26 protein-coding genes are annotated in these 24,072 nt (G+C 61.9%); 9 read left to right on the forward strand and 17 right to left on the reverse strand.

Going from position 1 to position 24,072, the window contains the following annotated elements; translation table 11 throughout:
- Positions 1-1,236 (forward strand): FAD-dependent monooxygenase, encoded by a 1,236-nt coding sequence (locus tag HNE_RS17515; RefSeq protein WP_233351952.1) that lies wholly within the window; start codon positions 1-3, stop codon positions 1,234-1,236.
- Here HNE_RS17515 and HNE_RS17520 read toward each other — a convergent pair.
- From HNE_RS17520 to HNE_RS17535, 4 genes are read right to left on the reverse strand one after another with little or no spacing between them, the layout of a single operon-like run.
- Complete coding sequence (locus HNE_RS17520; RefSeq protein WP_011648509.1) at positions 1,233-1,538, reverse strand: gamma-butyrobetaine hydroxylase-like domain-containing protein; 306 nt, start codon at positions 1,536-1,538, stop codon at positions 1,233-1,235. The two genes, HNE_RS17515 and HNE_RS17520, sit on opposite strands and share 4 nt — an antisense overlap.
- The gene (locus HNE_RS17525) at positions 1,535-1,792 is read right to left on the reverse strand and encodes a Trm112 family protein (protein ID WP_011648510.1); all 258 of its coding nucleotides are present in this window, start codon (positions 1,790-1,792) and stop codon (positions 1,535-1,537) included. The genes HNE_RS17520 and HNE_RS17525 overlap by 4 nt, the downstream gene beginning before the upstream one ends.
- 19 nt (positions 1,793-1,811) lie before the next feature.
- Positions 1,812-2,456 (reverse strand): LON peptidase substrate-binding domain-containing protein, encoded by a 645-nt coding sequence (locus tag HNE_RS17530; protein WP_011648511.1) that lies wholly within the window; start codon positions 2,454-2,456, stop codon positions 1,812-1,814.
- A gap of 40 nt (positions 2,457-2,496) precedes the next feature.
- Positions 2,497-3,384 carry a thioredoxin family protein gene (locus HNE_RS17535; RefSeq protein WP_011648512.1) on the reverse strand — a complete coding sequence of 296 codons (888 nt, stop codon included), beginning with the start codon at positions 3,382-3,384 and terminating at the stop codon, positions 2,497-2,499.
- A gap of 176 nt (positions 3,385-3,560) precedes the next feature.
- On the opposite strand from HNE_RS17535, the gene HNE_RS17540 reads away from it, so the two are divergent.
- Both HNE_RS17540 and HNE_RS17545 read left to right on the forward strand, forming a co-directional pair.
- Positions 3,561-4,223 carry a LolA family protein gene (locus tag HNE_RS17540; RefSeq protein ID WP_011648513.1) on the forward strand — a complete coding sequence of 221 codons (663 nt, stop codon included), beginning with the start codon at positions 3,561-3,563 and terminating at the stop codon, positions 4,221-4,223.
- 240 nt (positions 4,224-4,463) lie between these two features.
- On the forward strand, positions 4,464-5,273 hold the full coding sequence (locus HNE_RS17545; protein WP_011648514.1) for an exodeoxyribonuclease III: 810 nt from the start codon (positions 4,464-4,466) through the stop codon (positions 5,271-5,273).
- Here HNE_RS17545 and HNE_RS17550 read toward each other — a convergent pair whose 3' ends face one another.
- Positions 5,274-5,960: a response regulator transcription factor gene (locus HNE_RS17550; RefSeq protein WP_011648515.1), complete on the reverse strand. Its 687-nt coding sequence runs from the start codon at positions 5,958-5,960 to the stop codon at positions 5,274-5,276.
- Between the two features lie 100 nt (positions 5,961-6,060).
- Here HNE_RS17550 and HNE_RS17555 point away from each other — a divergent pair, with 100 nt between their 5' ends.
- Entirely contained in the window at positions 6,061-6,567 is a 507-nt protein-coding gene (locus HNE_RS17555) for a L,D-transpeptidase family protein (protein ID WP_011648516.1), read from the forward strand.
- Here HNE_RS17555 and HNE_RS17560 read toward each other — a convergent pair.
- Positions 6,564-7,232, reverse strand: a complete 669-nt coding sequence (locus HNE_RS17560; protein WP_011648517.1) for a YggS family pyridoxal phosphate-dependent enzyme — start codon at positions 7,230-7,232, stop codon at positions 6,564-6,566. The two genes, HNE_RS17555 and HNE_RS17560, sit on opposite strands and share 4 nt — an antisense overlap.
- Positions 7,233-7,236: 4 nt before the next feature.
- Here HNE_RS17560 and HNE_RS17565 point away from each other — a divergent pair, with 4 nt between their 5' ends.
- Complete coding sequence (locus HNE_RS17565; protein ID WP_160162635.1) at positions 7,237-7,875, forward strand: thiamine phosphate synthase; 639 nt, start codon at positions 7,237-7,239, stop codon at positions 7,873-7,875.
- A 52-nt stretch (positions 7,876-7,927) separates the two neighbouring features.
- Here HNE_RS17565 and HNE_RS18270 read toward each other — a convergent pair whose 3' ends face one another.
- Together HNE_RS18270 and HNE_RS17575 are read right to left on the reverse strand one after the other, a co-directional pair.
- On the reverse strand, positions 7,928-8,380 hold the full coding sequence (locus HNE_RS18270) for an NtrZ family periplasmic regulatory protein (RefSeq protein WP_011648519.1): 453 nt from the start codon (positions 8,378-8,380) through the stop codon (positions 7,928-7,930).
- A 73-nt stretch (positions 8,381-8,453) separates the two neighbouring features.
- On the reverse strand, positions 8,454-9,647 hold the full coding sequence (locus HNE_RS17575; protein WP_160162636.1) for a porin: 1,194 nt from the start codon (positions 9,645-9,647) through the stop codon (positions 8,454-8,456).
- Positions 9,648-9,769: 122 nt separating this feature from the next.
- Between HNE_RS17575 and HNE_RS17580 the strand changes: the two genes are divergently transcribed.
- The 4 genes from HNE_RS17580 to holA are packed head-to-tail and all read left to right on the forward strand — an operon-like array spanning position 9,770 to position 14,311.
- On the forward strand, positions 9,770-10,192 hold the full coding sequence (locus HNE_RS17580; protein WP_233351954.1) for a DUF3576 domain-containing protein: 423 nt from the start codon (positions 9,770-9,772) through the stop codon (positions 10,190-10,192).
- Positions 10,193-10,242: 50 nt separating this feature from the next.
- Entirely contained in the window at positions 10,243-12,810 is a 2,568-nt protein-coding gene (leuS, locus tag HNE_RS17585) for a leucine--tRNA ligase (RefSeq protein ID WP_011648522.1), read from the forward strand.
- Positions 12,807-13,280: an LPS assembly lipoprotein LptE gene (locus HNE_RS17590; RefSeq protein ID WP_011648523.1), complete on the forward strand. Its 474-nt coding sequence runs from the start codon at positions 12,807-12,809 to the stop codon at positions 13,278-13,280. Before leuS ends, HNE_RS17590 begins: the two co-directional genes overlap by 4 nt.
- Positions 13,280-14,311, forward strand: coding sequence for a DNA polymerase III subunit delta (gene holA, locus HNE_RS17595; RefSeq protein WP_011648524.1), 1,032 nt, complete (start codon positions 13,280-13,282; stop codon positions 14,309-14,311). Before HNE_RS17590 ends, holA begins: the two co-directional genes overlap by 1 nt.
- Positions 14,312-14,318: 7 nt before the next feature.
- On the opposite strand, the gene HNE_RS17600 is transcribed toward holA, so the two are convergent.
- The 9 genes from HNE_RS17600 to hemE all read right to left on the reverse strand — a co-directional run bounded on the left by HNE_RS17600 (position 14,319) and on the right by hemE (position 23,988).
- A complete protein-coding gene (locus HNE_RS17600) occupies positions 14,319-15,284 on the reverse strand; it encodes a ParB/RepB/Spo0J family partition protein (RefSeq protein ID WP_011648525.1) in 966 nt (321 codons plus the stop codon).
- Positions 15,281-16,087, reverse strand: a complete 807-nt coding sequence (locus HNE_RS17605) for a ParA family protein (protein WP_011648526.1) — start codon at positions 16,085-16,087, stop codon at positions 15,281-15,283. Before HNE_RS17605 ends, HNE_RS17600 begins: the two co-directional genes overlap by 4 nt.
- Entirely contained in the window at positions 16,080-16,703 is a 624-nt protein-coding gene (gene rsmG, locus HNE_RS17610) for a 16S rRNA (guanine(527)-N(7))-methyltransferase RsmG (RefSeq protein ID WP_011648527.1), read from the reverse strand. Before rsmG ends, HNE_RS17605 begins: the two co-directional genes overlap by 8 nt.
- A 3-nt stretch (positions 16,704-16,706) precedes the next feature.
- Positions 16,707-18,572 (reverse strand): tRNA uridine-5-carboxymethylaminomethyl(34) synthesis enzyme MnmG, encoded by a 1,866-nt coding sequence (mnmG, locus tag HNE_RS17615; protein ID WP_011648528.1) that lies wholly within the window; start codon positions 18,570-18,572, stop codon positions 16,707-16,709.
- Between the two features lie 64 nt (positions 18,573-18,636).
- Positions 18,637-19,962, reverse strand: coding sequence for a tRNA uridine-5-carboxymethylaminomethyl(34) synthesis GTPase MnmE (mnmE, locus tag HNE_RS17620; protein WP_011648529.1), 1,326 nt, complete (start codon positions 19,960-19,962; stop codon positions 18,637-18,639).
- Positions 19,963-19,974: 12 nt separating this feature from the next.
- Positions 19,975-21,264, reverse strand: coding sequence for a transcription termination factor Rho (gene rho / locus HNE_RS17625; RefSeq protein WP_035591326.1), 1,290 nt, complete (start codon positions 21,262-21,264; stop codon positions 19,975-19,977).
- 142 nt (positions 21,265-21,406) lie between these two features.
- Positions 21,407-21,850, reverse strand: coding sequence for a CopD family protein (locus tag HNE_RS17630; RefSeq protein WP_011648531.1), 444 nt, complete (start codon positions 21,848-21,850; stop codon positions 21,407-21,409).
- 13 nt (positions 21,851-21,863) lie between these two features.
- A complete protein-coding gene (gene hemH, locus HNE_RS17635) occupies positions 21,864-22,937 on the reverse strand; it encodes a ferrochelatase (protein ID WP_011648532.1) in 1,074 nt (357 codons plus the stop codon).
- A gap of 16 nt (positions 22,938-22,953) precedes the next feature.
- Entirely contained in the window at positions 22,954-23,988 is a 1,035-nt protein-coding gene (gene hemE / locus HNE_RS17640) for a uroporphyrinogen decarboxylase (RefSeq protein ID WP_011648533.1), read from the reverse strand.
- Between the last annotated feature and the right edge of the window lie 84 nt (positions 23,989-24,072).

Below are 24,072 nucleotides of genomic sequence, written 5' to 3' on the forward strand. Positions count from 1 at the left end.
ATGGCAGAAACCTCAAATCCCGCTCTTATGGAGGCTGACCTCGCCGTCATCGGTGCCGGGCCCGTCGGCACATCGCTGGCGGTGCTTGCCGCGAAAGCAGGCCTGCGTACCGTGCTGGTCGACATGCGGCCGGAGAATGCCGGGCCCGCAGCAGACACACGCAGCTTCGCGATTGTGCGGGGCAGCTGGCGCCTCCTCGGCGCAGCCGGGGTTCACAGCGATCTGGCGGGCCTGACCGAGCCCCTCAACGGGCTGGAAGCGATGGATGGGGGCACCCACTGGTTTGGTGCGCCGTGGGCGGCCTTTTCCGCAACGGATCTGCCCGGCGATGATCCCCAGCCGCTGGGCGAACTTGTGCCTGCCGGCGCGCTTCAGGCCGCCCTCGACCGGCAGGCCGGGGCAACCGGCGGTCTCTTCTGGATGCGGGGCGCCCGTTTTTCAGGCTACGAGGCCCAGGCTTCAGGCGCTCTGGTGCATCTTGAGGGCGGCGAAAGCTTCCGCTGCGGGCTGATCGCCGCGTGTGACGGCATTCATTCGGCAGTCCGGCAAGCGGCCGGGATCGGAACCGAGGGGCGCAGCTATGGAAAATCGGTCTTTGCCGCCGATGTGAAGCTTGCCCGGCCCCATGGCGGGATTGCCCGGCAATTGTTCACGCCCGAAGGCCCGTTTGCGACCCTTCCCCTGCCCGATAACCGGGCAAACCTTGCCTGGTATATGAAGACGGGCGCGGCCGAGACACTGGCGAAGCTCTCCAAAGAGCAGATCGAGGCGGAGCTGAACGCGCGGTTCTCAGAGTTTGCCGGGCCGATGACGCTGGACGGCCCTCCCCTCTCCTATCCGCTGGTGATGCAGATCGCGCGCGATATGACCGGCCCGCGCGTGGCGCTGCTGGGCGACGCTGCCCGGCGGATCAATCCCCTGGCCGGTCAGGGCCTGAACCTTGGCTTCAAGGATGCAGGCGCGCTTTATGATGTGATCCTGGAGGCGCGTGAGGTTGGGCTGGACCCCGGCAGCGAGACTGTTCTGGCGCGTTACCGCGAGGGGCGCCGGTTTGATTCTGCCTCAACGGCGCTGTTCATGGACGCGGTGGACCGGGCGTTCTCGAATGACAATCTGCTGCTGAAGCCCTTGCGGTCGCTCGCCCTGACGGCCGCCAACAGGATTGGCCCGATCCGGCAGGCCCTCGCCCGCCAGGCCAGCGCCGATCAGGATCACCTGCCGAGTCTGATGCGTTAATCGTTGATCGTCAGTGCGCGGAGAATATTCCAGGTGTAGAGACCGCTGGAATGGCCGTCTGAGAAATGCAGGCGCAGCGCGTAGCGCCCGATGGGCTCTGCTTTGGTGACGCGAATATCTTCGGGCACGACGGGCGGAGGCGGCTTTGGTCCGCTGCCATGGCCCTGGACTTCCGCAGACGGACTTTCCAGCCGCAGCGTGCGATAATCCACGCGGCCAGACTGGCCATCATCAAACACGGCAAACAGCTCCTGCGCCCCGGCGCGGAAGGTGAGTTTTACCGGCCAGGGCTGCGCGCTCATGCCTCGCCCCCGCCAGCTGTGCCTTCCGTATCATCAAGGTCGCGTGCTTCTTCTTCCAGCATGATGGGAATGCCCCCGCGGATGGGATAGGCGAGGCGAGCATTCTTCGAGACGAGTTCATGGCGCGCGCGGTCATAGGCCAGCGGTTGGCGCGTGGCGGGGCAGATCAGGATTTCGAGCAGGCGCGGGTCAACCCCGTTGGCCTCGAACAGGACGCTGTCATCCTTTGGAGTCTGGTCTGGCAAATCGCTCATGGCTGTTCCTATCGAGATCTTATTGAACCGGGCCTTCGCCGCCCGGCGCACTGCCGAACTCCAGCAGGGCCGTCAAGGCGTTGGCGCGCCCGAGCAGATCTGGCGCCTCCAGAAGCGCCTGCTTCTCCATCGGCGTGAACGGACACCCCGAGGCAAGGGCATGCACCAGCGTTTCCAGGGAGGCTTCCTCCATCGCCGACCAATCCGCCTCAAGACTGTTTGCGGCGGCATAATCGCGGAAGGCTGCAACCAGCGCGGCACGCTCGCGTCCCTCCCCTTCCGGAGCGGGGGCAAGATCCTGAGCAAAGCGGTCCCAGTCGGGCGTGACCTGCCGGTAGGGCGTGGTGACATCCAGCTCGCGCGAAATGCCAAAGCGGCAGACGCCGGTGAGCGTGATCAGATAGCGCCCGTCGGGTGTTTCGGAAAAGCCGGTGAGGCGGCCCGCGCAGCCGACATCTGCCAGACCCGGCGTCTGACGCGTGCCGCCCGCCGTCTGAACCATGCCGATAAGCCTGGAGCCGGCCATCGCATCATCAATCATGTTGAGATAGCGCGGCTCAAAAATATTAAGTGGCAGTTGCCAGCGCGGGAACACCAGTGCGCCGGGGAGCGGAAACACGGCAAGCGTCGCAGGCAGGTCGGCTGTCTTGCGATACGGCGCCATCTGATTTTCCTTTCGCCCGGCGCGGGCTGGGCCCTCGGGTTTATGCAAACATAAGAGAAGAAAGACGTCGGCGGCCTTCGATGGTGACGGCTTCGGTCGGACCAGCGGCTTCGAAGATCTTCAGCAGCTTGTCTTTTGCCTTGCCGCCTTCCCAGTCGAGCTTGGCCGACAGGATCATGAGCAGGTGATCGACCGCGTCCTGATATTTGCCGGCCGCGGCGTATTGTTCGGCCAGCTCAAACCGTTTGTCGTGATCGCCCGGCGACGCCATGACCGCGGTGAGGGCTGCGTCGAGCTCGCTGGGCGGGGGCGCATCGGCCATCATTTCGATGGCGAGGCGCACGCCCTTGATGACGGAGTCATTCTTCTTGGCTTCGGGCACCAGGGCGAGCGTGGCTTCGGCCTGATCCTTGTCCCCATTGGCGAGGTGGCATCTGGCAAGGCCGGCGATGGCGGCAATGTTTTCCGGTTCCTGCTGAAGCACGGCGGAATAGATTTCAGTTGCCAGGGCAATGTCGCCCTGCTGGCTGGCGGCTTCGGCCTGGCTGAGCGCTTCGGCGATCATTTGGGCGTCGTCCGTGCCGGAGAGCAGCTTGTCGACGAAGGCGCGGACCTGGCTTTCGGGCAGTGCGCCGAGAAAGCCATCGACCGGGCGGCCTTTATCAAAGGCGTAGACTGCCGGGATCGAGCGGACACCGAGCTGACCGGCATACGCCTGATGCTCTTCGGTGTTGATCTTGACGAGCTTGACCGCGCCCTTCTTGCTCTCGACGACCTTTTCAATGATCGGGCCGAGCGTGCGGCACGGGCCGCACCAGGGCGCCCAGAAGTCAACGATCACCGGCTGGGTCATGGAAGCTTCCACAACATCGGCCATGAAGGACTGATCGGTACTTTCCTTGGTGTGCTGAAGCGCAGCGTTGCTCATAAAAACTCCCTATGTTTCGCCGGAAAGATGGGACGCCCGCTGCGCCAGCGCAAGCGGGGTGGCCGCTGCGCCGCAGCGGCGAGGTGAAAATCTCCTGTCCGCCCTGTTTAGGCCCGGTTCAGGCGCCTAGATGTAGTCACGGTCCCGTATGGTCATGTTTAAAGGAGGCCAGAACGATGATGAATTTCTTTGCGCCCATTGCCGCTGCCGCGATGATTGCCGGGGCCTCGCCCCTGCTGCCTGCTCTGAAACAGGCGCCGGTGAGCCCTGCCGTGGCCGCGCCCGCAACCGCTGCGCAGCTTTCCAATGCCGAGCGCGCCACTATTTTGAAGCAAGCCTCCAGCGCGCTTGCCGGTGTAAAGACTGCGCGCGGGCGGTTCGAGCAATATTCGCCCGATGGCGCGTATTCGACGGGCCAGTTTGCCATGCAACGGCCGGGCAAGGTGCGGTTTGACTATGATGACCCTGTACCTCTGCTGATGGTCAGCGACGGGACGACCGTTGCGTTGCAGGACGCTGATCTCGAAACAACCGACCGAGTGCCCCTGGGCTCGACGCCGCTGTCCCTGCTGCTGAGCGACCGGCTGGACTTTGAAAGCCAGGCGAATGTGCTGGATGTGCGCCGCGCGAATGGCACGACCAACATCACGGTTCAGGATAAGGCGGGCGAGATGGAAGGCACACTGACGCTTGTGTTGTCCGAAGCAGACAACTCCCTTGTTGGCTGGCGATCGGTAGATGCCAATGGTGGAAATACGTCGGTTCAGCTGAGCGATATCGAGACCGGCGCGAAGCTCAATCCCCGCCTCTTCATCCTGCGGGACTTCGACAACAACTGAGTTTGGCGGCTTGATTGCCGTTACGGCGAGTTAATTTGAGTTTTTCGCGCGCCGTGACATAAAAGACACATCGACGGAACGGAACCCGCGTAGCAAAGACCCCCCGCTGCGATACCTTCCCTCGGTCGAACCGGATGCACGACATCCGGACATCAAGACGCATGCACCTGCGTCCGGCGCGCCCGAACTCCCCGCGTTCGGGCGCGTTGACGTTTAAGGGGCAGGTGTTAGCGAAGGGGCATGACCCGTCCGATCAAGATCACCACCTGGAACATCAATTCCGTTCGCCTGCGGGCCCCGAATGTCGAGGCTTTCGTCGCCGCTGAAAAGCCGGACGTGGTGTGCCTTCAGGAAACCAAATGCCAGGACGCGGAATTCCCGCTGAAGGCCTTCAAGGATATGGGCCTGCCCTATCTCGTGATCCGCGGGCAGCGCGGGGGCCATGCCGGGGTGGCGATCGCGTCGAGGCTGCCACTGGAACAGGTGGATGTGCCCGACCTCTGCCGGGAGAACCATGCGCGGGTGATTGCCGCGCGGCTGCCCTCGGGCCTTGAGGTTCACAATATCTATCTGCCCGCCGGCGGAGACACACCGGACCCCGATGCGAATGACAAGTTTGCCCACAAACTGGATTTTCTTGACCGGCTCGGCCCCGGCTACAAGAAGCTGAAGAAGGGGGTGAAGCGGGTTCTGGTTGGCGATCTCAATGTGGCGCCGCATGAAAACGATGTCTGGTCGCACAAGCAGCTTCTGGGGATCGTCTCGCATACCCCGCAGGAGACCGAGCGGCTGGAGGACTCGCGCAAATCCGCAGGGTTTGAGGACATTGCCCGCCTTGCCGTACCCGAGGAGCAGAAGCTGTATACCTGGTGGAGCTACCGCGCCGCCGACTGGGCCGCTTCCAATCGGGGGCGCCGGCTGGACCATATCTGGGCCAACAAGGCGGCGATGGAGGACGTGAAGGTCAGCTCCTACCGCATCCATCCAGCCTGGCGCAGTGGCTGGAAACCGTCCGACCATGCACCGGTATCGCTGACGCTGAAAGCCTGATCAGGGCCGAAGGCGATAGCCGCCGGTATCGGTCAGCAGGAGCTGGGCGTTCGACGGATCGGGCTCGACCTTCTGGCGGAGGCGGTAGATGTGGGTTTCGAGCGTATGGGTTGTGACGGCCGCGTTATAGCCCCAGACCTCAGACAGCAGCGTCTCGCGGGCGACCGACTTACCCCCTGCCCGGTAGAGGTATTTGAGGATTTCCGTTTCCTTTTCGGTGAGCCGGATGCGGCGGCCCTCCTTGGTGCGCAGCACTTTCATCGAAGGGCGGAACTCATAAGGGCCGATGTCAAAAGTGGCGTCTTCGGTCTGCTCGAAGCTGCGAAGCTGCGAGCGGACGCGGGCCAAAAGGACGGCGAAACTGAAGGGCTTGGCGACGTAGTCATTGGCACCTGCCTCGAGCCCGGCCACCGTATCGCTTTCACCGGACCGGCCGGTAAGCATGATGACGGGCACGCGGATGCCTTTTTCGCGCAGCTGGCGGCAAACCTCGCGGCCGTTCATTCCCGGCATGTCGACATCCAGGATCACCAGATCGACGCGTTCTTCGGCCGCCTTACGGAGCGCTTCTTCACCCGACGCCGCCACCATGGCCGTAAATCCGTCCGTCAGCTCGAACTGTTCGGCCAGTGTTTCCCGCAGATCCTCCTCGTCATCGACGATCAGAATGAATTTATTGGCTGTCATCTGCGTATCTCACCCTGTTGCCGCGCGGCACCCGCACCAACCGCTTGCATAGAAAGGTGGCGCCTGTTTATCCAATAACAAGAACGGGAGGCGCAGCCCGATGGCGCATTTCATAGCCTTTTCAGAGGGAAAACTGGAAAGCGACGGCTTTTCAGCGCGGTGTGCCCTGGGAAGAGGCGGGGTGAAAGCCGCCGCAGAGAAGCGGGAGGGGGACGGCACCTCGCCCGCCGGCATCTGGCCGGTTCGGCGCGTCTGGTATCGCCCGGACAAAGAACCGGCGCCGGAGACCGGCATTCCGGTTATCGCCATCCGGCCCGGCGATGGCTGGTGCGACGAGGCCGATCACCCCCTGTACAATCGTCCGGTGTCCCTCCCCTTCCCGGCGAGCCACGAGCGGATGTGGCGGGGCGACGATCTCTACAATCTTGTGGTTGAGCTTGGGTACAATGACGATCCCCCGCTTGCCGGATGCGGCAGCGCAATCTTCATGCATCTGGCCCGGCCGGGCTATTTGCCGACGGAGGGCTGCATCGCGCTGACAGATGGTGACCTTCGGGAGGTGGTAACGCGTCTGACGGGCCGTTCGGCGATCGAAATCCGGGTCTAGCCTGTGTTTCGCTCGCCAAAGAAGGCGGTTCCGACGCGGACATGGGTTGCGCCATAGCGGGCGGCGAGCTCGTAATCACCGCTCATGCCCATGGACAGGACGGGCAGGCCGTAATCCTTCGCGATCTTCTTCAGGAGCGCAAAATGGGGACCGGCCGGTTCATCGACCGGCGGAATACACATGAGGCCATCGACCTCAAGATTGGCGCTTTCGCGCGCGTAACGTAGCAATGCGCCCACCTTGGACGGGAAAACGCCGGCTTTCTGATCTTCTTCGCCCGTATTGACCTGGATCAACATCTTTGGACGACGGCCTTCCTTCTCCATGGCGGCGGCCAGGGCGTCCGCGAGTTTTTCGCGGTCGAGCGTTTGAATGACATCGAACAGGCGAACGGCGTCTGCTGCTTTGTTGGTCTGGAGCGGGCCGATCAGGTGCAGCGTCAGGTCGGCGTAAGTTTCGCGGCGGGCCTGCCAGTGTTGCTGGGCTTCCTGAACGCGGTTTTCCCCAAAGACACGCTGGCCGGCGGCCAGAGCAGCCTCGATGGCCTCATCCGGCTGGAATTTGGAAACCGCGATGAGCTCCGGCGGTGGCGCGTGCGCTGCAGTGAGCGCAGCAAGGATCGCGGCGCGGCGGTTGGCAATGTCCTGGTTCAGGGTATCAGTCATCTTGATGAGCGAGAAAGCCCAATACGCATCAAGGCGCAAGGCGCGGATGGCCGCGCGCGTGGCAGCCCGGCATTTGCCAGCGGGCCTGCCACCGGCGTTTTTCCTGACAGATCCAGAGCGCACGGCGCAGCCAGAGCGGATCGTTGCCGGGCTACCGGCTGGTTGGGGGGTGATTTACCGGCATTTTGGGGCCGAGGACCGGGAGGCCGTAGCGCGGCGCCTTTTGAAGCTCTGCCGGAAGCGGCGACTTCTGTTGTTGATCGGGGCGGATGCAGTGCTGGCGGCGAAGATCGGCGCACATGGTGTGCACTGGCCGGGACGGCTGGCAGGGGGCGCCCGCAAGTGGCACGGGCGGCTCCAAATCCAGACAATGAGCGGACACTTTCGGGACAATCCGGGACACTTCAGGACACTTCCGGTCAGTGCGGTGCTCTATTCGGCCGTCTTCCCGTCACGCAGTGCCAGCGCGGGCGCGGCGATGGGCGCGCTGCGATTCAGGCAGATTGCCAAGTCCCTCCCCTGCCCTGTCTATGCGCTTGGGGGGGTGAATCCGGATAACGGACTCCTGGTTGCGGACTCTGCGGGCCTTGCCGCAATTGACGGATGGCGTTGCTTTGAAGTGCGCGAACAAGACCCATCATAGCTTGATGGGCTTACGAGCGAGCCGGCAGAGATTTGCAGATGTCAGATAGGGATCAGAACTTGAAGGCGGACTTCAGGCGGATGCCGGCTTCGACTTCCTGGTTTTCCCAGCGGGTGGAGGAGTCGAGTTCTTCAGCGCCGATGCGCACTTCACCGCCAACCGAGAAACGGGGCGTGATGCGGAAGGTGGCGCCGGCCTGGACTTCCTCGCGCGGGAGGTAGGTCTCACCTGGGCGGGTGACCTTATCGAGATTGAGCTGCCAGCGGGAATCCTTGCCGATCTGGACCGAGAAATCCTGATTGGGCTCTGCCTGCCATTGGAGACGGGATTCCGGGGGCTTGCCTTCGGAGAACTGGCGATACCATTCGGAACGGGCCGAATTGGTTTCCGACAGTGTGGGGGCTTCAACACGAATCACGTCACCCGTCACGCGTTCCTGCGCAACCGCCGGCAGCGCAAAGGCTGCCGCCGCCAAGGCAAAGGAAAGGACGAAGCGAGTGTTCATGATAGCTCCCAACCATAGATGATAGTGAGCGCGCCGCCTTAAAGGAAGATTAACATTCTGATAAAGCGAGAAATTACAAGGATCGTGTGATTTCGATCACAATGCCCTTACGACTCCCCCCTGTGGAAGGAGGCGGGGCAGCTGAATTCAGGAAATCAGTATCCACATTCCGCCACCCGGCGGCAAGGCGCCAGGCGTCCAGGGGTTTCCACGCAAGGCCCAGCTGCCAGCTGTCACTGGTCAGACCGGCGAGTTCGTCTTCGGCCCCCGCAACTTCGGCGACGGCCTCAAGCTTGCCGAATGGGACGGCCGCAGAGACCGACCACGCCGAGTAGTCGCCCGCCAGACGGTCTGAGCCGTTGTTTGAGGCAAGATAGCTGCCGCCAATCCGGAATTTCGAAAACTCGGCGGACGCGCCCGCTGACCATGTTTCGACGGTCCCGTAGAGTGTGGGGTCTGGCAGGAAGCGCGTATCGGCCTGGCTGTAGGCTGCGCCGGCGCGCAACCGCACGCCGCTTTCAGGCAGCCGGCGAGAGAGATTGAGCGCGATTTCAAACGCGTCCTCGATTTCCGGGCGCGTCGTACCGGGAAAATCGCGGGCCGGGTCACGGTCGAGCCCCTGACGGTCGGCTTCAGGGGTGTAGGAAACACCTGCCCGCAGGCCAATGATGCGCGGGCTGGCATAGCTGACCTTCATCGCAGGCCCGGTCAGGTCATGATCGGTGCGGGCAATCACCTGCCCCGACGGGTCGAGCGCCGGATTGACCAGCCCGGAATGCGCAAAGAGCAACGGGCCGCCTTCGAAAAAGCGCGTGGCGATGCCGTCATCCAGACCAAGGCGGGCCTCGCCGTAACCGCCGTCTATATAAAGATAAGCCGTTTCGAGACTGACGCGGAGGTCGCGTTCTTCGCGGGCATCACCCCGGCCCAGGCCACTGAAGGCGCCGCCGGGAGAGGCCCCTGCCCCCGCTATTGGCGGGAATACGCCGGCAAACCCGGCGCGGGCCGGATTGTCATATTGCGCCTCCAGCCCGCCAGCAGCGCCGATGATGGCGCCGTTCGAGAGGACATAATTGGCCGAGAGGCCGCCCTTTGCCAGGCCGAGCACGACTTCATCGGCGTTCGGCGCGACAACCAGCGCGCCCTCGAAGGAGACGTCCGTTTCGACCCCGCCCGGATCGTCCCACACATCCTGCGCAGCGGCCGTAGGGGCGAGTGCGGCCAAGGGGGACGCAAGCGCAAGAAGGACGAAGCGGACGTTTGGCATCGGGGGAATCTCCATCACGGACATGATGTCTGTTTGCGCCATGCGCATAACAATACTGGCGAGGCCAGAACCCCCTTGTTATACACGGCCAGTCAACAAGGAATTGCACGCGGAAAATGAACATGATCAAGCCGATCCTCACTGCCGCCTTCGCCGGCCTGCTGCTCGTCTCGGGCTGCCAATCGCGCGGTAGAGCCAATGATGGCCCCCAAATGGTCCAGTCGGTCGGCGCGTCGAACCCCTATCTGTGGCGCGCCTCGCTGGACACGCTGGAATCCCTGCCTATCCAATCAACAGACCCGATCGGCGGCATCATTTCCTATGACTGGAAAAGCTTTCCGGACGCTCCCAATGAACGGGTGAAAGCCACGGTCTTCATTCTCGATTCGCGCCTGCGGGCCGATGGTGTGAAGGTAACGGTGTATCGCCAGGTGAACACCGAGGGCCAATGGGTCGATGCCGAGGCAGACCCGGAGACAGCCATCCAGCTGGAAAACAAGATCCTTGAACGGGCCCGTCTTCTACGGACCTCTCAGATCAGCTAAAGCCCCGGCACACGCCGGCATCTTCTCTAATCCATTCAAGGGAGCCGCGGATGGCCACCCGTTATGATCCGCAAAGCGCGGAACCCCGTTGGCGTGATGCCTGGGAAAAGGCCGACATTTTCCGGACGAAAGCTCCGAAGGACGCGCCCGGCGCGCCCAAGGCCTTCGTGCTGGAGATGTTCCCCTACCCTTCCGGGCGTCTGCATATGGGCCATGTGCGCAACTATGCGATGGGCGATGTTGTTGCCCGCCACAAGCGCGCCAAGGGTTATAATGTGCTTCACCCGATGGGATGGGACGCGTTCGGCATGCCGGCGGAAAACGCCGCAATGGAACGCAAGGTTCATCCCGGCAAATGGACCTATGCCAACATCGAGTCGATGAAGGCACAGTTCCGCAAGCTCGGCCTGTCGCTGGACTGGAGCCGGGAATTTGCGACCTGTGACCCGGACTATTATGGCGCCCAGCAGGCCCTCTTCCTGAAGCTGATGGACAAGGGCCTCGTCTACCGCAAGGCATCCAAGGTGAACTGGGACCCGGTGGACAATACCGTGCTCGCCAATGAGCAGGTGATTGACGGACGCGGCTGGCGCTCCGGCGCGCCCGTGGAGCAGCGCGAGCTGACGCAATGGTTTTTCAAGATTACGGCGTATGCCGATGATCTGCTCGAAGCCGTGCAGAAGCTCGAGCGCTGGCCCGAGAAGGTCCGCACGATGCAGGCCAACTGGATTGGCCGTTCCGAAGGGCTGGAGATGACCTTCGCGTTTGACGGGGAACGCCCCGCAGGCTTCGAGGACGGGATCAGCGTTTTCACAACGCGGCCGGACACGCTGTTCGGCGCAAGCTTTGTTGCTCTGTCTCCGGATCATCCGCTGACGCTCCAGCTGGCAGAAAAGTCTGATGCGTTGCAGGCGTTCCGCGCGAAATGCGCCCAGATTGGCACCAGCGAAGAGGCCATCGAGAAAGCCGAGAAGCTGGGCTTCGATACTGGCCTGACCGTTGCGCATCCGTTCGAGCCCGGACGGACGGTTCCGGTCTGGGTCGCAAACTTCGTGCTGATGGGATATGGCACCGGCGCCATCTTTGGCTGCCCCGCGCATGACCAGCGCGATCTCGACTTTGCGCGCAAGTTTGGCCTGGATGTATTTCCGGTGGTTCTGCCGCCGGGCGCGGACGCCGCCGCTTTTGAAGTTGGCATCGAAGCTTATACCGGGCCCGGACATATATATAAGTCAGGTTTCCTCGACGGGCTCTCCATTGATGATGCCAAGCGGGCCGCGATTGCGAAGATCGAGGCCGCCGGCCAGGGCGAAGGCAAGGTCAACTATCGCCTGCGCGACTGGGGCGTTTCGCGCCAGCGCTATTGGGGCTGCCCGATCCCGGTGGTCCACTGCGAGGATTGCGGCGTGGTCGGTGTTCCGGCGGCGGATCTTCCCGTTCGCCTGCCCGAGGATGTAACCTTTGACGTTCCGGGCAATCCGCTGGACCGGCATCCGGACTGGAAACATGTCGATTGCCCCAAATGTGGCAAGCCGGCCCGGCGCGAGACTGACACGCTGGACACGTTCGTGGACAGCTCCTGGTATTATGCGCGCTTTGCCAGCGTGTCTGATCCGGAAGAACGCGCCTATTGGCTGCCGGTTGATCAGTATATCGGCGGGGTAGAGCATGCTGTGCTTCACCTCCTCTATTCGCGCTTCTTCTCACGCGCGATGCGGGATGTGGGCGAACTGGACCTGCCGTCGGGCGAGCCGTTTGCCGGCCTCTTCACCCAAGGCATGGTGACGCACGAGACCTACAGGTCAGAGGGCGGAACATGGCTGGAGCCCTCTGCCGTCGAACGCAAGGATGGACAGGTTTTCGAGATTGCCACGGGCAAGCCGGTGAAGGTCGGCGCCATCGAAAAGATGTCAAAGTCGAAGAAGAACACCGTCGACCCTGACGCCATCGTCGCCACTTATGGAGCCGATGTCGCGCGCTGGTTTGTACTGTCGGACTCTCCGCCCGAGCGCGATGTGGAGTGGACGCAGTCTGGCGCGGAAGGCGCGGCGCGGTTTGTTCAGCGCGTCTGGTCCTTCGTGGACAGCCTTCCCGAGACAGGCCCCTTCCCTGCCCCCGGCAGCGATGATGTTTCCACCGCCTTGAGAAAATCCAACCACAAGGCCGTGGCCGCCATCGACCGCGCGATTGAGGAGTTTCGCTTCAACTCGGCCATTGCCACCATTCATGAATGGGTGAACGCGCTGAAGAAAACCGAGAGCGATCCGGCAACGCTTGGCGCACGGGCCGAGGGCGCGGACATGCTCGCACGCTGCCTCGTGCCCTTCATGCCCCACCTGGCGGAAGCCTGCTGGGAGCGGCTGGGCCAGACGAGCCTTGTTTCACAGGCGATGTGGCCGAAGATAGATGCTTCATTGGTGGTTGACGATACGGTGACGCTGGCGGTGCAGGTCAATGGCAAACGCCGGGCGGAAATCACCGTGGCCAAGGACATGGCACCCGATGCGGTGGAAGCTGCGGCCAAGGCTCTGCCCGACGTCGCATCCTTCATCGCGGGCAAGAGCGTGAAGAAAACGATTGTTGTGCCCGGCCGGATTGTGAATATCGTGGTCGCATGAAACACATTGTTCCTGCCCTTTTACTCATCGCGACGGCTGCCTGCGGGTTTCAGCCGGTCTATGCGCCGGTGGACGGGAAGTATGCCGAATCCGGCATGATCAGCGTTTCACCGATTGATGGCCGCCAGGGCCATATGTTGCGCCGGGCCTTGCAGCAGGAACTCGCCGTGGGTGTGCCGGGGCTGACCGAGAAGGTGACGCTGAGCGTTACCCTTGGCAGCAATCTCAGCCGGCTCGCCCTCCGGCCGGACGGGGCCGCATCCCGGTCCAGTATTGTCGCGAACGGTAGCTATCGCCTCGAAGGCGAGAATACCCGCGTGACCGGACGGTCGAATGTTGAGGCGGGGTTTCTGGTGCCTGATTCCCCCTATGGCGATATTGCCGCGCAGACGGATGCGGGCGACCGGGCAATGCGGGTTCTGGCCAAGCAGATTGCCGACGACATTCGCCTGAAGTTCGCAGGCTCCTGATGCTGCACAAGGGGCGCGCGGCCGAAGGCTTCGCCCGGCGGCCCGATCCGGAAGTCTGGGCCGTACTTGCGTTCAGCGAAGATGAAGGCCTCGCCTTCGATGCCGGCCAGGCGCTGATCGCCGGCTGGGGCGGAAAACCGGGCATGGATGTCACCGTGCTGGATGACGATGCCATCAAGAAAGAGCCCGCCCTTCTCTTCGATGCGCTCGAAGCTGTCTCGCTGCTGGGGGACTCCCGCGCGGTTCGCGTGCGCACGAGCGGGGACAAGATCGCGGCTTTGCTGGCCGAAGCCATCGCCGCCGGTGACAAGGATCCCAGGCGTTTTGCCGCCAAGCTGATCATCGAAGCGGGCAGCCTTCCGGGAAAGTCAAAGCTCCGGGCGGCAGCCGAAGGCGCAAAGCGCGCCGCCTGTCTTCAGTTCTTCGCCGAGGAAGACACCGATGTTGCGAGCCGGGTGAAGACGGCCCTGCTCGCAGAGGGCGCGGTTATAGACCCCCCTGCCCTGGACGCTTTCGTGGGCGACCTGCCGGGACATCGCGCACTCGCCAATTCCGAGATCGAGAAACTTGCGCTTTATGCCAGAGGCCTGGGACGCCCGCTAAACCTGGAAGACGTTCGGGCGCTGTCAGCGACGGATGTGAAACAGGCCATCTCCGGCGCCGTGAATGCGGCCCTTGATGGTCACCCCGGCGCGGCGCAGACCGCGCTCGACAAGCTTTCCGAGAACGGAACGAGCGGCATATCAATTCTGCGGTCCCTCCAGATGGAGGTTCTCCGAATGCTCAGCGCGCATGAAAAGATTGCCGGCGGAGACGGAAATCCGGGAAAGTACCTTCGCCCGCCGGTCTGGCCCAGCGACTGGCCCGCCTTCCGCGTGCGCCTTGGCAAGTGGCCCGCGCGGCGCCTGATGCGCGTGATGGAACGAATTCATGATGCCGAGCGCCAGACCAAACTGGCCGGACCAATCGGGGACCCTGTGGTCCGCCTGCTGATCAACGATCTGGCAAAGGCCGCTGAAAACGTTCGTTAACGGATTATTATTCCGCAGTCCGGCGCTTAGCGGTCAAGCGGCGGCAGACTTCATCGAGCTGTTCCAGATCACGATACTTGATCCGGATCTCCCCGCCATTCCTGCTGTGACGGATGTCGACCTCGAGCCCTAGGGTCCGGCTGATGTCGGCCTCCAATGCTTCGGTGTTGATGTCCTTGGCCGCTGGTGTGAGGCTGTCCATCGACTTGGTTTCAATCGGCCGGGTGTCCTTGGCCTCCCGCGCGCGGGCTTCGACCTCCCGGACGCTGAGCCCTTTTCCGACGGCAAGTTCGATCAGCGCTTCAGGGTCAGGCGCGCCGAGGGCGGCGCGCGCATGACCGGCGCTGATCCGGCCTTCGCGCACATGGACGCGCGCAGATTCAGGCAGCTGAAGCAGGCGGAGCGTATTGGTTATGTGCGCCCGGCTTTTGCCAACACTGGAAGCGAGGCTTTCCTGCGTGCGGCCGAAACGCTTCATCAGCGCGTCATAGGCTTCGGCTTCTTCGATCGGATTGAGGTCCGACCGCTGAACGTTTTCAATGATGCCGATCTCAAGCAGCTCGAGTTCGTCCACGTTCCGGATGACGGCAGGAATGGTGGAGAGGCCTGCCATGCGGGCAGCGCGCCAGCGGCGCTCCCCGGCAATGATCTGATACTTGCCCGCCTCTTTGGGATCGGGCCGGACGAGGATCGCCTGAAGCACACCCTTGGCCTTGAGGGAGTCTGCCAGCTCGCGCAGGTTCTCTTCGGTGAATGTGCGCCGAGGCTGCGCGGGGTTGCGGCGGATAAGGTCGATGGCGATCTCGTTTGTGCCACCGGATGAGGTTGCGCCAGATGCGGCGCCCGCCTCACCCGAAGGCGACGTCTGCGCCGCCGGGCGAACATTCATCGCCTCGACCTCGCCGATCAGTGCAGACAGACCCCGGCCAAGCCGGCTCGGACGCCCGCGATTGTCCTCTGCCGGATCACTCATGCCGCCCTCGCCCTTTCACGCTGCAACACTTCGGACGCGAGGCGAATGTAAGCCTCGCTGCCTGGGCAACGATAATCATAGAGCAGCGCCGGCTTGCCGAAGGATGGTGCCTCCGAAAGGCGGACGTTGCGCGGGATCACGGTGTTGTAGACCTTAGTGCCGAAGAAGGCCCGGACCTCATTGGCCACCTGATCCGACAGGCTGTTGCGCCGGTCGTACATGGTGAGCACCACGCCCTGGATTTCGAGGGTCGGGTTGAGGCCGGAGCGGACAACTTCGACAGTGCGCAGAAGCTGGGTCAGACCTTCGAGGGCCAGGAACTCGCATTGAAGCGGAACCAGAAGCGCATCGGCCGCCGTCATCGCATTCATCGTCAGCGCCGAAAGCGACGGCGGGCAATCGATCAGGACATAGTCATACTTAACCAGTCCGCCCTGTTCGACCCGGTCGATATAGGAGTGGAGCGATTCCTTGAGCCGGTAAGACCGGTGGGCATCCCCCGCGAGCTCTGTTTCCACGCCGGACAGGTTCTCGTCGCCCGGCACAATGTCGAGCCGCGGCACGATGGTGGAAAGAACGGCCTCTTCAAGCGGCACACGATCGACGACCAGATCGTAAGAGGTCATCAGGCGTTCGGCACGTGAAATGCCAAGGCCGGTGGAAGCGTTCCCCTGGGCGTCGAAATCGACGATCAGGACGCGGCGGCCAACGGCAGCAAGAGCTGTTCCGAGATTGATCGAGGTCGTGGTCTTTCCGACCCCGCCCTTTTGATTCACCACGGCAAATATTCTGGGTCTAGTCATTACGACGTGCGACCTCCCTGATAATCAAGATGACGCCTGACCCACCACTGCGACTTGGAATCGCTTCATAAGCGAAATTCCATCTTTGCCTAGCCGCAGTCAATTCCTCATTCCAGCGTTCGCCCTTTGGAAATACGCCGACCGCGCCTTTTCGGAGCCAAGGTGCAGCGTAATCAAGGAGTTCCGGCAGCGGCGCAAAAGCGCGCGCGGTAACGAATTCTGCCTTTATCGGAGGCGCGGCTTCGACCCGGCCCTGGTGAACCGCCGCACTGAGGTCCGCTTCTTGAATCGCAGCCCGTAAAAAGGCGCACTTCTTTCCCACGCTTTCGATCATCGTCACGTGGCCCAACGAGCGTGCCGCCGCAATGATCAATCCCGGAAAGCCCGCGCCCGATCCAAGATCGACCAGGTGGGCCGTTTCCGGAATATGATCGAGAAGCTGCCAGGAGTCCCCGACATGGCGTGTCCATATCTGCGGCCATTCCTTCGGCCCGATCAGATTGCTTTTCTGCCGCCAGACATCGAGCGTGTCGATAACCCGATCCAGCCGGTCCAATGTTTCACGTGAAACATCATTGGCGGCCAGAAAGGCCGCGCGGTCGTCTCGCTCACTCATATGTCACCCAGCTTTCCGGACGCGGCGGACATGACCGAGTAGCGCCGTCAGTGCGCCCGGTGTAACGCCTTCGATCCGCCCGGCCTGACCCAGCGTGCCTGGTCTGACCGATTTCAGTTTCTGGCGAACCTCGTTTGAAAGGCCGCCAATCAGATCATAGTCGAGATCCGAGGGAATACTCAGCGCCTCATCACGGCGGAGCGCAGCGACGTCTTCGGCCTGCCGATCCAGATACGCCGAATAGAGTGCTTCGATTTCGATTTGCGCGACAATCTCCGCCGGGATAGCCGACAGCTCCGGCCAGACCTGGGCGAGATGATCGAAACAGATCTCTTTGTAGGAGAGATACTCCCAAGCTGATCGAATGCGGCCGTCCTGGTTGACCGCCCATCCATTCCGGACGGCGGCGGCCGGACTGAGATTCAGCGTTTTGAGAAGATTTCGGGCCGATTCCAGCGCGCGATGTTTCACGTGAAACATTGCGGCGCGTGTTTCACACACCACGCCCGCATCAATCCCGCGCTGAGTGAGCCGCTGGTCGGCATTGTCTGCCCGCAAGGCGAGCCTGTATTCGGCCCGCGAGGTGAACATCCGATACGGCTCCGTCACGCCGCGCGTGACAAGATCGTCGATCAGGACCCCGATATAGGCTTCAGCGCGATCGAAAATGACGGGATCTTTTCCGGACGCGGCGCGGGCAGCGTTGAGACCCGCCATGAGACCCTGGGCGCCAGCTTCCTCATATCCCGTCGTGCCATTGATCTGTCCGGCAAGATAAAGGCCGGGCATGAGTTTGACTTCCAGAGCCGGGCTGAGCGCGCGCGGATCCACATAGTCATACTCGATCGCATAGGCGTGCTGGAGGATGACAGCGTCTTCCAGACCGGGAATGGTCCGGATGAACTTCTCCTGGACCTCTTCGGGAAGCGAGGTCGAGATGCCGTTTGGATAGACCGTATGATCGTCGAGCCCTTCGGGCTCCAGAAAGACCTGATGCCGGTCCCGGTCGCCGAACCGATTCACCTTATCCTCGATGGACGGACAATAGCGCGGTCCGCGTCCGGAGATCGCGCCGGAATAGACCGCCGACTCATTCATATGCGCTTCGATGATCGCGTGGGTTTCAGGCGTCGTCCACGTGATGCCGCACTGAACCTGCCGCACTGTGATTTCCGAATTGAGGAAAGAGAACGGGATTGGCTGTTCATCGGCCGGCTGCATCTCCAACCGGTCCCAATGGATGGTTCGGCCATCAAGGCGGGCGGGCGTGCCAGTCTTGAGCCGGCCCATCGGAAGGCCGATCGAATACAGCCGGTCCGACAGGCCGAGCGCAGGTGCCTCGCCAATCCGGCCTGCCGGAATGCGTTTGGCGCCGATATGGATTTCGCCCTTTAAAAATGTGCCGGTCGTAATGACGACCTTTGACGCGCCATAACGTTGGCCGGTCAGGCCGACGACACCCCGGATCAAGCCATCCTCGACAATCAGGTCTTCGGCGCCATCTTCTATGATCGTGAGGTTTGGATAGTCCGCGAGTTCGGACTGCATGGCTTCGCGGTAAAGCTTCCGGTCGATCTGGGAACGCGGCCCCCAGACGGCTGGGCCTTTGGAGCGGTTCAACATCCGGAACTGGATACCGGCCTTGTCAGCGAGCCGTCCCATGACGCCATCCAGCGCATCAATCTCGCGGACGAGGTGGCCTTTGCCGAGACCGCCGATTGCAGGGTTGCAACTCATCTCGCCAATGGTCGACCGCTTATGGGTGATGAGCGCCGTGCGCGCGCCAAAGCGGGCAGAGGCCGCCGCAGCCTCGCAACCTGCATGGCCACCGCCAATGACTATTACGTCGAAATCCGGGAAGTCCGGCATTAACCAACCCTTAAGCGCTGCTTGAGGCGGGTATATAACGCCGGAGGCCTTCAAACCCTAGGGGTCATTTTCCGATGCAGAATTTGGAAAAGACCGCGCCCAGAACATCCTCTACATCGACACGGCCGATGACGGAGGAGAGCTGGCGAAGCGCCATGCGAACGTCTTCGCCGGCAAGTTCGGCGCCCATGTCCGAAACCAGCGCGTCACGCGCCGCCGTCAGACTTGCCAGCCCGGCAACCAGCTTTTCGCGGTGACGCGCCCGCGTGATGACCGGCGCTTCGACCGAGGAGGCCCGCCGGGATACGAACGCGGCGATCCAGGATTCTAGTTTATCGATACCTTCGCCCGTTATGACCGAAATGGGCAGCGCGCCATCGGGCGCAAGAATTGCCGGGCGTTGATCGGCCTTGTTGAACACGATGATGTCCTGGGTCTCGACCTGCTCCGGGGGAGGGGAGGGGTCTGTCCCATCGATGACATGGATACGCAGATCAGCCTCCGCAGCGGCGCGGCGCGCCCGGCGAACACCTTCTGCCTCAACCACGTCTTCGGTCTCACGCAGACCCGCCGTGTCGGCGATCCAGACAACCTGTCCGCCCAGGACGAGCCGGACCTCGACAACGTCGCGCGTAGTGCCGGCGATGTCCGTGACAATGGCGGCTTCGCGACGGGCGAGGCGATTGAGGATGGAGGACTTGCCGGCATTTGGTGGGCCGACAATTGCGACGCGGAATCCGTCCCGGATACGCTCACCGACACCCCGGTCGCCCAACGCCGTTTCAATTTCGCTCATGATCTTTTCGAGCCGAGAGAGGATGGGCCGCGCGGTGTCCTCGGGCACATCGCCCTCATCGGGGAAGTCGATCATCACTTCGATAAGGGCGAGCGTGCCGGTCAGTTCCTCCCGCCAGCCATCGTAAATTTCGGTGAGCCCGCCTCCGAGCTGGCGGAGTGCCTGCGCCTTCTGGGCACCGGTTTCCGCCTCGATGATGTCGGCGACACCTTCAGCCTCGGTGAGGTCGAGTTTGCCATTTTCAAACGCGCGGCGGGTGAACTCTCCAGGCTCTGCCAGGCGCACGCCAGCTATGGCCGTCAGCCCACGGAGGGCATGGTCTATGACCGCCGGTCCGCCATGAAGGTAGAGTTCAAGCGTGTCTTCGCCCGTATAGGAATGGGGCGCGTTGGCATAGAGTGCGATGCCCTGGTCAATCAGCGCGCCATCAGAGTCATATATATATGTCAGCGCCGCGCGTTTGGGTTCGGGCAGGCCTGACGCCAAAAGCGACTTTCCGATCTCCGCAACTGCGGGACCGGAAATCCGGATAATGGCAATGGCCGAGGGCGGCGGGCCGGAAGCCAGAGCGCAGATTGTGTCGCGCGCGGCCATCCGGCCCAGCCTCTAGTTCTTCATCGCTTCGAAGAATTCGTCGTTCGTCTTCGTCTGCTTCAGCTTGTCGAGCAGGAAGTCGACGGCATCGTTGGCGCCCATCGGGCCAAGAATACGGCGAAGGATATAGATCTTCGAGAGCTGGTCGTGCGGGGTGATGAGTTCTTCTTTCCGGGTGCCCGACTTCATGATGTCGATGGCCGGGAAGGTCCGCTTGTCGGCAATCTTCCGGTCGAGGACGACTTCGGAGTTACCCGTGCCTTTGAATTCCTCGAAGATGACTTCGTCCATGCGGCTGCCGGTATCGATCAGCGCGGTGGCAACGATGGTGAGCGAGCCACCATTCTCGACATTCCGCGCGGCGCCGAAAAAGCGTTTAGGGCGCTGGAGCGCATTGGCATCCACACCGCCGGTCAGAACCTTGCCGGAGGAGGGAACGGTCGTGTTGTAGGCGCGGCCCAGACGGGTGATCGAGTCGAGCAGGATGACAACGTCACGCTTGTGCTCAACAAGGCGCTTCGCCTTCTCGATGACCATTTCTGCAACCTGAACGTGGCGGGTGGCAGGCTCGTCAAAGGTCGAGGCAACAACTTCGCCCTTCACCGTGCGGCGCATGTCGGTAACTTCTTCGGGACGCTCATCGATCAGAAGAACGATGAGATAACATTCGGGGTGGTTCTCTTCGATCGCCGCAGCAATGTTCTGCATGAGAACCGTTTTACCGGTGCGCGGCGGGGCAACGATCAATGCGCGCTGGCCTTTGCCGATCGGCGAGACAATGTCGATCACCCGGCCGGAACGGTCCTTCTTGGTCGGGTCGCGGCTCTCCATCTTGAGGCGCTGTTCCGGATAAAGAGGGGTGAGGTTGTCGAAGTGAACCTTCTTGTTGGCCTTTTCCGGTTCCTCGAAATTGATCTGGCTGACATCGGTCAGCGCAAAATACCGCTCGCTGTCCTGCGGCGCGACAATCGGGCCTTCGACGGTATCGCCGGTGCGGATGTTCGCCTTCTTCAGAACTTCCGGGCTGACATAGATGTCGTCCGGCCCTGGCAGGTAGTTGGATTCCGGGGAGCGGAGGAAGCCGAACCCGTCGGTCAGAACTTCCAGAACGCCCTGGCCCGTGATCTCGACTTCGCTGTCAGCCAGCTCCTTGAGGATCGCGAACAGCATATCCTGCGTCCGCATGGAGGAGGCGTTCTCGACCTCAAGCTCCTCTGCATAGGCGAGAAGTTCTTCAGGCGATTTCGCCTTGAGTTCGCGCAGAGTCACGCTGGTGAGGTTGTCGAGCATCGTGGAAGCCATTCGGGCAGTATCCGGACTGGAGAAGTACAAAAGGGGAGGGGCCGGGCGAAAATACATCGCAGCGCCAAAGGACTCGGCGACCAGCTGGGGTCTTATCTGTCAGAAAGGCCGGGCGCGTCAAGCAATACTGGCGGCGCCCCTGTCAGAAAGGCTTCACGATCACCAGGATCGCAATCGCGATCAACAAAAGGAAAGGGATCTCGTTCAGCATCCGCAGCGTCTTCGCCTGGACCGTGCCGGTTACGTTATCGACCTTTTTGCCGACGCCGATGAAATATCCGTGCATGCCGGAAAGAGTGAGCACGAGAAGCAGTTTCGCGTGAAACCACCCTTCCAGGTACAGCTGCCCACCGCGCTGCCAGTCGACAAACACCATTCCCAAACCGAACAGCCAGACGAGGATGAGGCTCGGATTGAGAATGATCATTCTCAACTGGCCGGACGATTTTTTCATCGCTTCAAAAAGGGGCTCTCCCGGCGTGCTGGAGAGCTGGTGGATTTTGTAGCGGGGATAAACAAGCAGGGCTGCCATCAAAGCGACGACAAAAATGACATGGCCAGCCTTCAGCCAGTTATACAGATCCACTTGGCATCTCCCCTCAGCCGGCGGTTTCAGTAATGCGCACGCCGGCTTTCTGTTTCAATTCGGCCTGCGGGCACCCACTCCAACCAGACGGGCAGAGACGCCCGCCCGCGCAGGAGCGGATGGTTTCTTTCATCCCGAGCGCCGCCAGGACTTCGCCCGTCAGCGTGCTGATAAATCCCGGATGCACACCAAGCGCTTCAACTCGCGTATAACTGGCGGCGCCATGTTTTTCTGCGACCAGCCGGTATTCTTCGCCCAGTTCAACCAGTGTCTCGATGTGCTCCGAAACAAAAGCGATCGGCGCAATCAATATATTACGGCCCTGGTCTGAAATGCGGGCAATCTCTTCTTCGGTCGGTGGCCCGATCCATTTCATGGGGCCAACACGGGACTGGTAGCAGACGCTCACCTCCCAATCGGCCGGTACGCGGCCCGCAATCATTTCGGCCAGCGCTTCACACTGCCACTGATACGGGTCACCTGATTTAACGACGCTCTCGGGCAGACCATGCGCCGACAGGAGCAGGTTTACGTTTCCCGGACGGCCGGCACGTTCCCACGCAGCCATGATCTGATCGACATGTGCGGAGACGAAGTTTTCTTCAAACGGATAGCAGCAGATCGTGCGGCTTTTGCCCTTATAGGCTTTATGCCAGGCGGAGAGGGAAGACCCCGTCGTGGTGGTCGAAAACTGCGGATAGAGCGGCAGCAGCACGACTTCGTCCGCGCCCCATTTCTGGACCTCAGCGGCGGCTTCTTCCGTGAATGGGTGCCAGTAGCGCATGGCGATAAAACAGCGGACTTCATCGCCGGGCAGCTTTTTGGCGAGCTCTGCCTGAAGGGCGTCGGCTTGCTTCTTCGTTTCCCGGAGCAGGGGAGATCCGCCGCCAGCATCCATCATGGCATAGTTTTGCTTCACGACTGGCGCGCGCAAGGTAGAAATTAACCGGGCAACCAGCCAGCGGACCGGTAAGGGTGCCCGGATGATGGCGGGATCACGGAATAAATTTTTCAGGAAAGGCTGAACATCGTTCCCTGTATCTGGTCCCCCCAGATTGAACAGCACCACAGCAATCCGGCGGCCCATATCGGCTTCTCTCTTCCTACGCGTTTCTGATCAGCTCCAGCACGCGCTCGACATGCGCGATGGGGGTCTCGGGGCGAACGCCATGACCGAGATTGAAGATATGGGGCCGTCCCCGGTAAGCGTCCAGCAATTCCCGGACACGTGCGTCAAGTCGCGCGCCGCCTTCGATGAGAAGGAGGGGGTCCAGATGACCCTGAACAGGGAAGCCTTTTGCCAGTTCCGCGTTGATGAACGCCGGTGAAGCCGCCGTATCAAGGCCTACGGCCGTCACGCCTGTCTCGCGGACATATTCGGGCAGCATGACACCCGCCCCGCGCGGAAAGCCGATAATGGGAACGGTAATCCCTCTTTCCCTCAGAAGGGCAACCAGCTTTCGGGTCGGCGCGATCACGACCTCGCGGAAGATATTATCCGGAAGACCTTCGGCCCAGCTGTCGAACAGCATCAGCGCTTCAGCGCCTGCCTCAACCTGGCGGGCGAGGTATTCAGCGGTCGCTTCCGCCACAAGATCCATGACAGCTGCGAGATCATCCGGCCGGCCATGTGCCCAGCGCCAGGCGGTGGACTTGTCGGTCTTGCCCCGGCCTTCGATGGCATAAAGGCTGACCGTCCAGGGCGACCCGGCAAATCCGATCAGTGTTGTCTGCGCGGGCAGGGCTGCCTTCACACGGGAGACAGTTTCATAGACAGGCGAAAGACGGTCAGCAGCCTTTTGAGGACTGACCCGTGCAAGATCAGAGGGTCCGTTGATCTGCTCCACCAGAGGGCCTTCGCCCTTCTCGAAAGCCACTTTCAAACCCATCGCATCCAGGATGAGGAGAATGTCGGCAAACAGGATCGCCCCGTCCATGCCATAGCGGCGGATGGGCTGAAGGGTTGCTTCGCTTGCGAGGGACGGCGTGTAGCAGAAATCGAGGAAGTCTTTTGAACGGGCTCTGGTCTCCAGATATTCTGGCAGATGCCGGCCTGCCTGGCGCATCATCCATACCGGAGGAACCTTGAAAACCTCGCCTGACAGCCCAGCCAGCAATTTCTTAACGGACGTTGCCACGCAGACCCCTTCCCAATCTCACTCAAATGCCCGTCAGGGCGCTTATGATTATAACCCCGAGGGATTCGAGGATAACCCGTCTGT

The organism is Hyphomonas neptunium ATCC 15444, assembly GCF_000013025.1.
Classification (GTDB): Bacteria; Pseudomonadota; Alphaproteobacteria; order Caulobacterales; family Hyphomonadaceae; genus Hyphomonas; species Hyphomonas neptunia.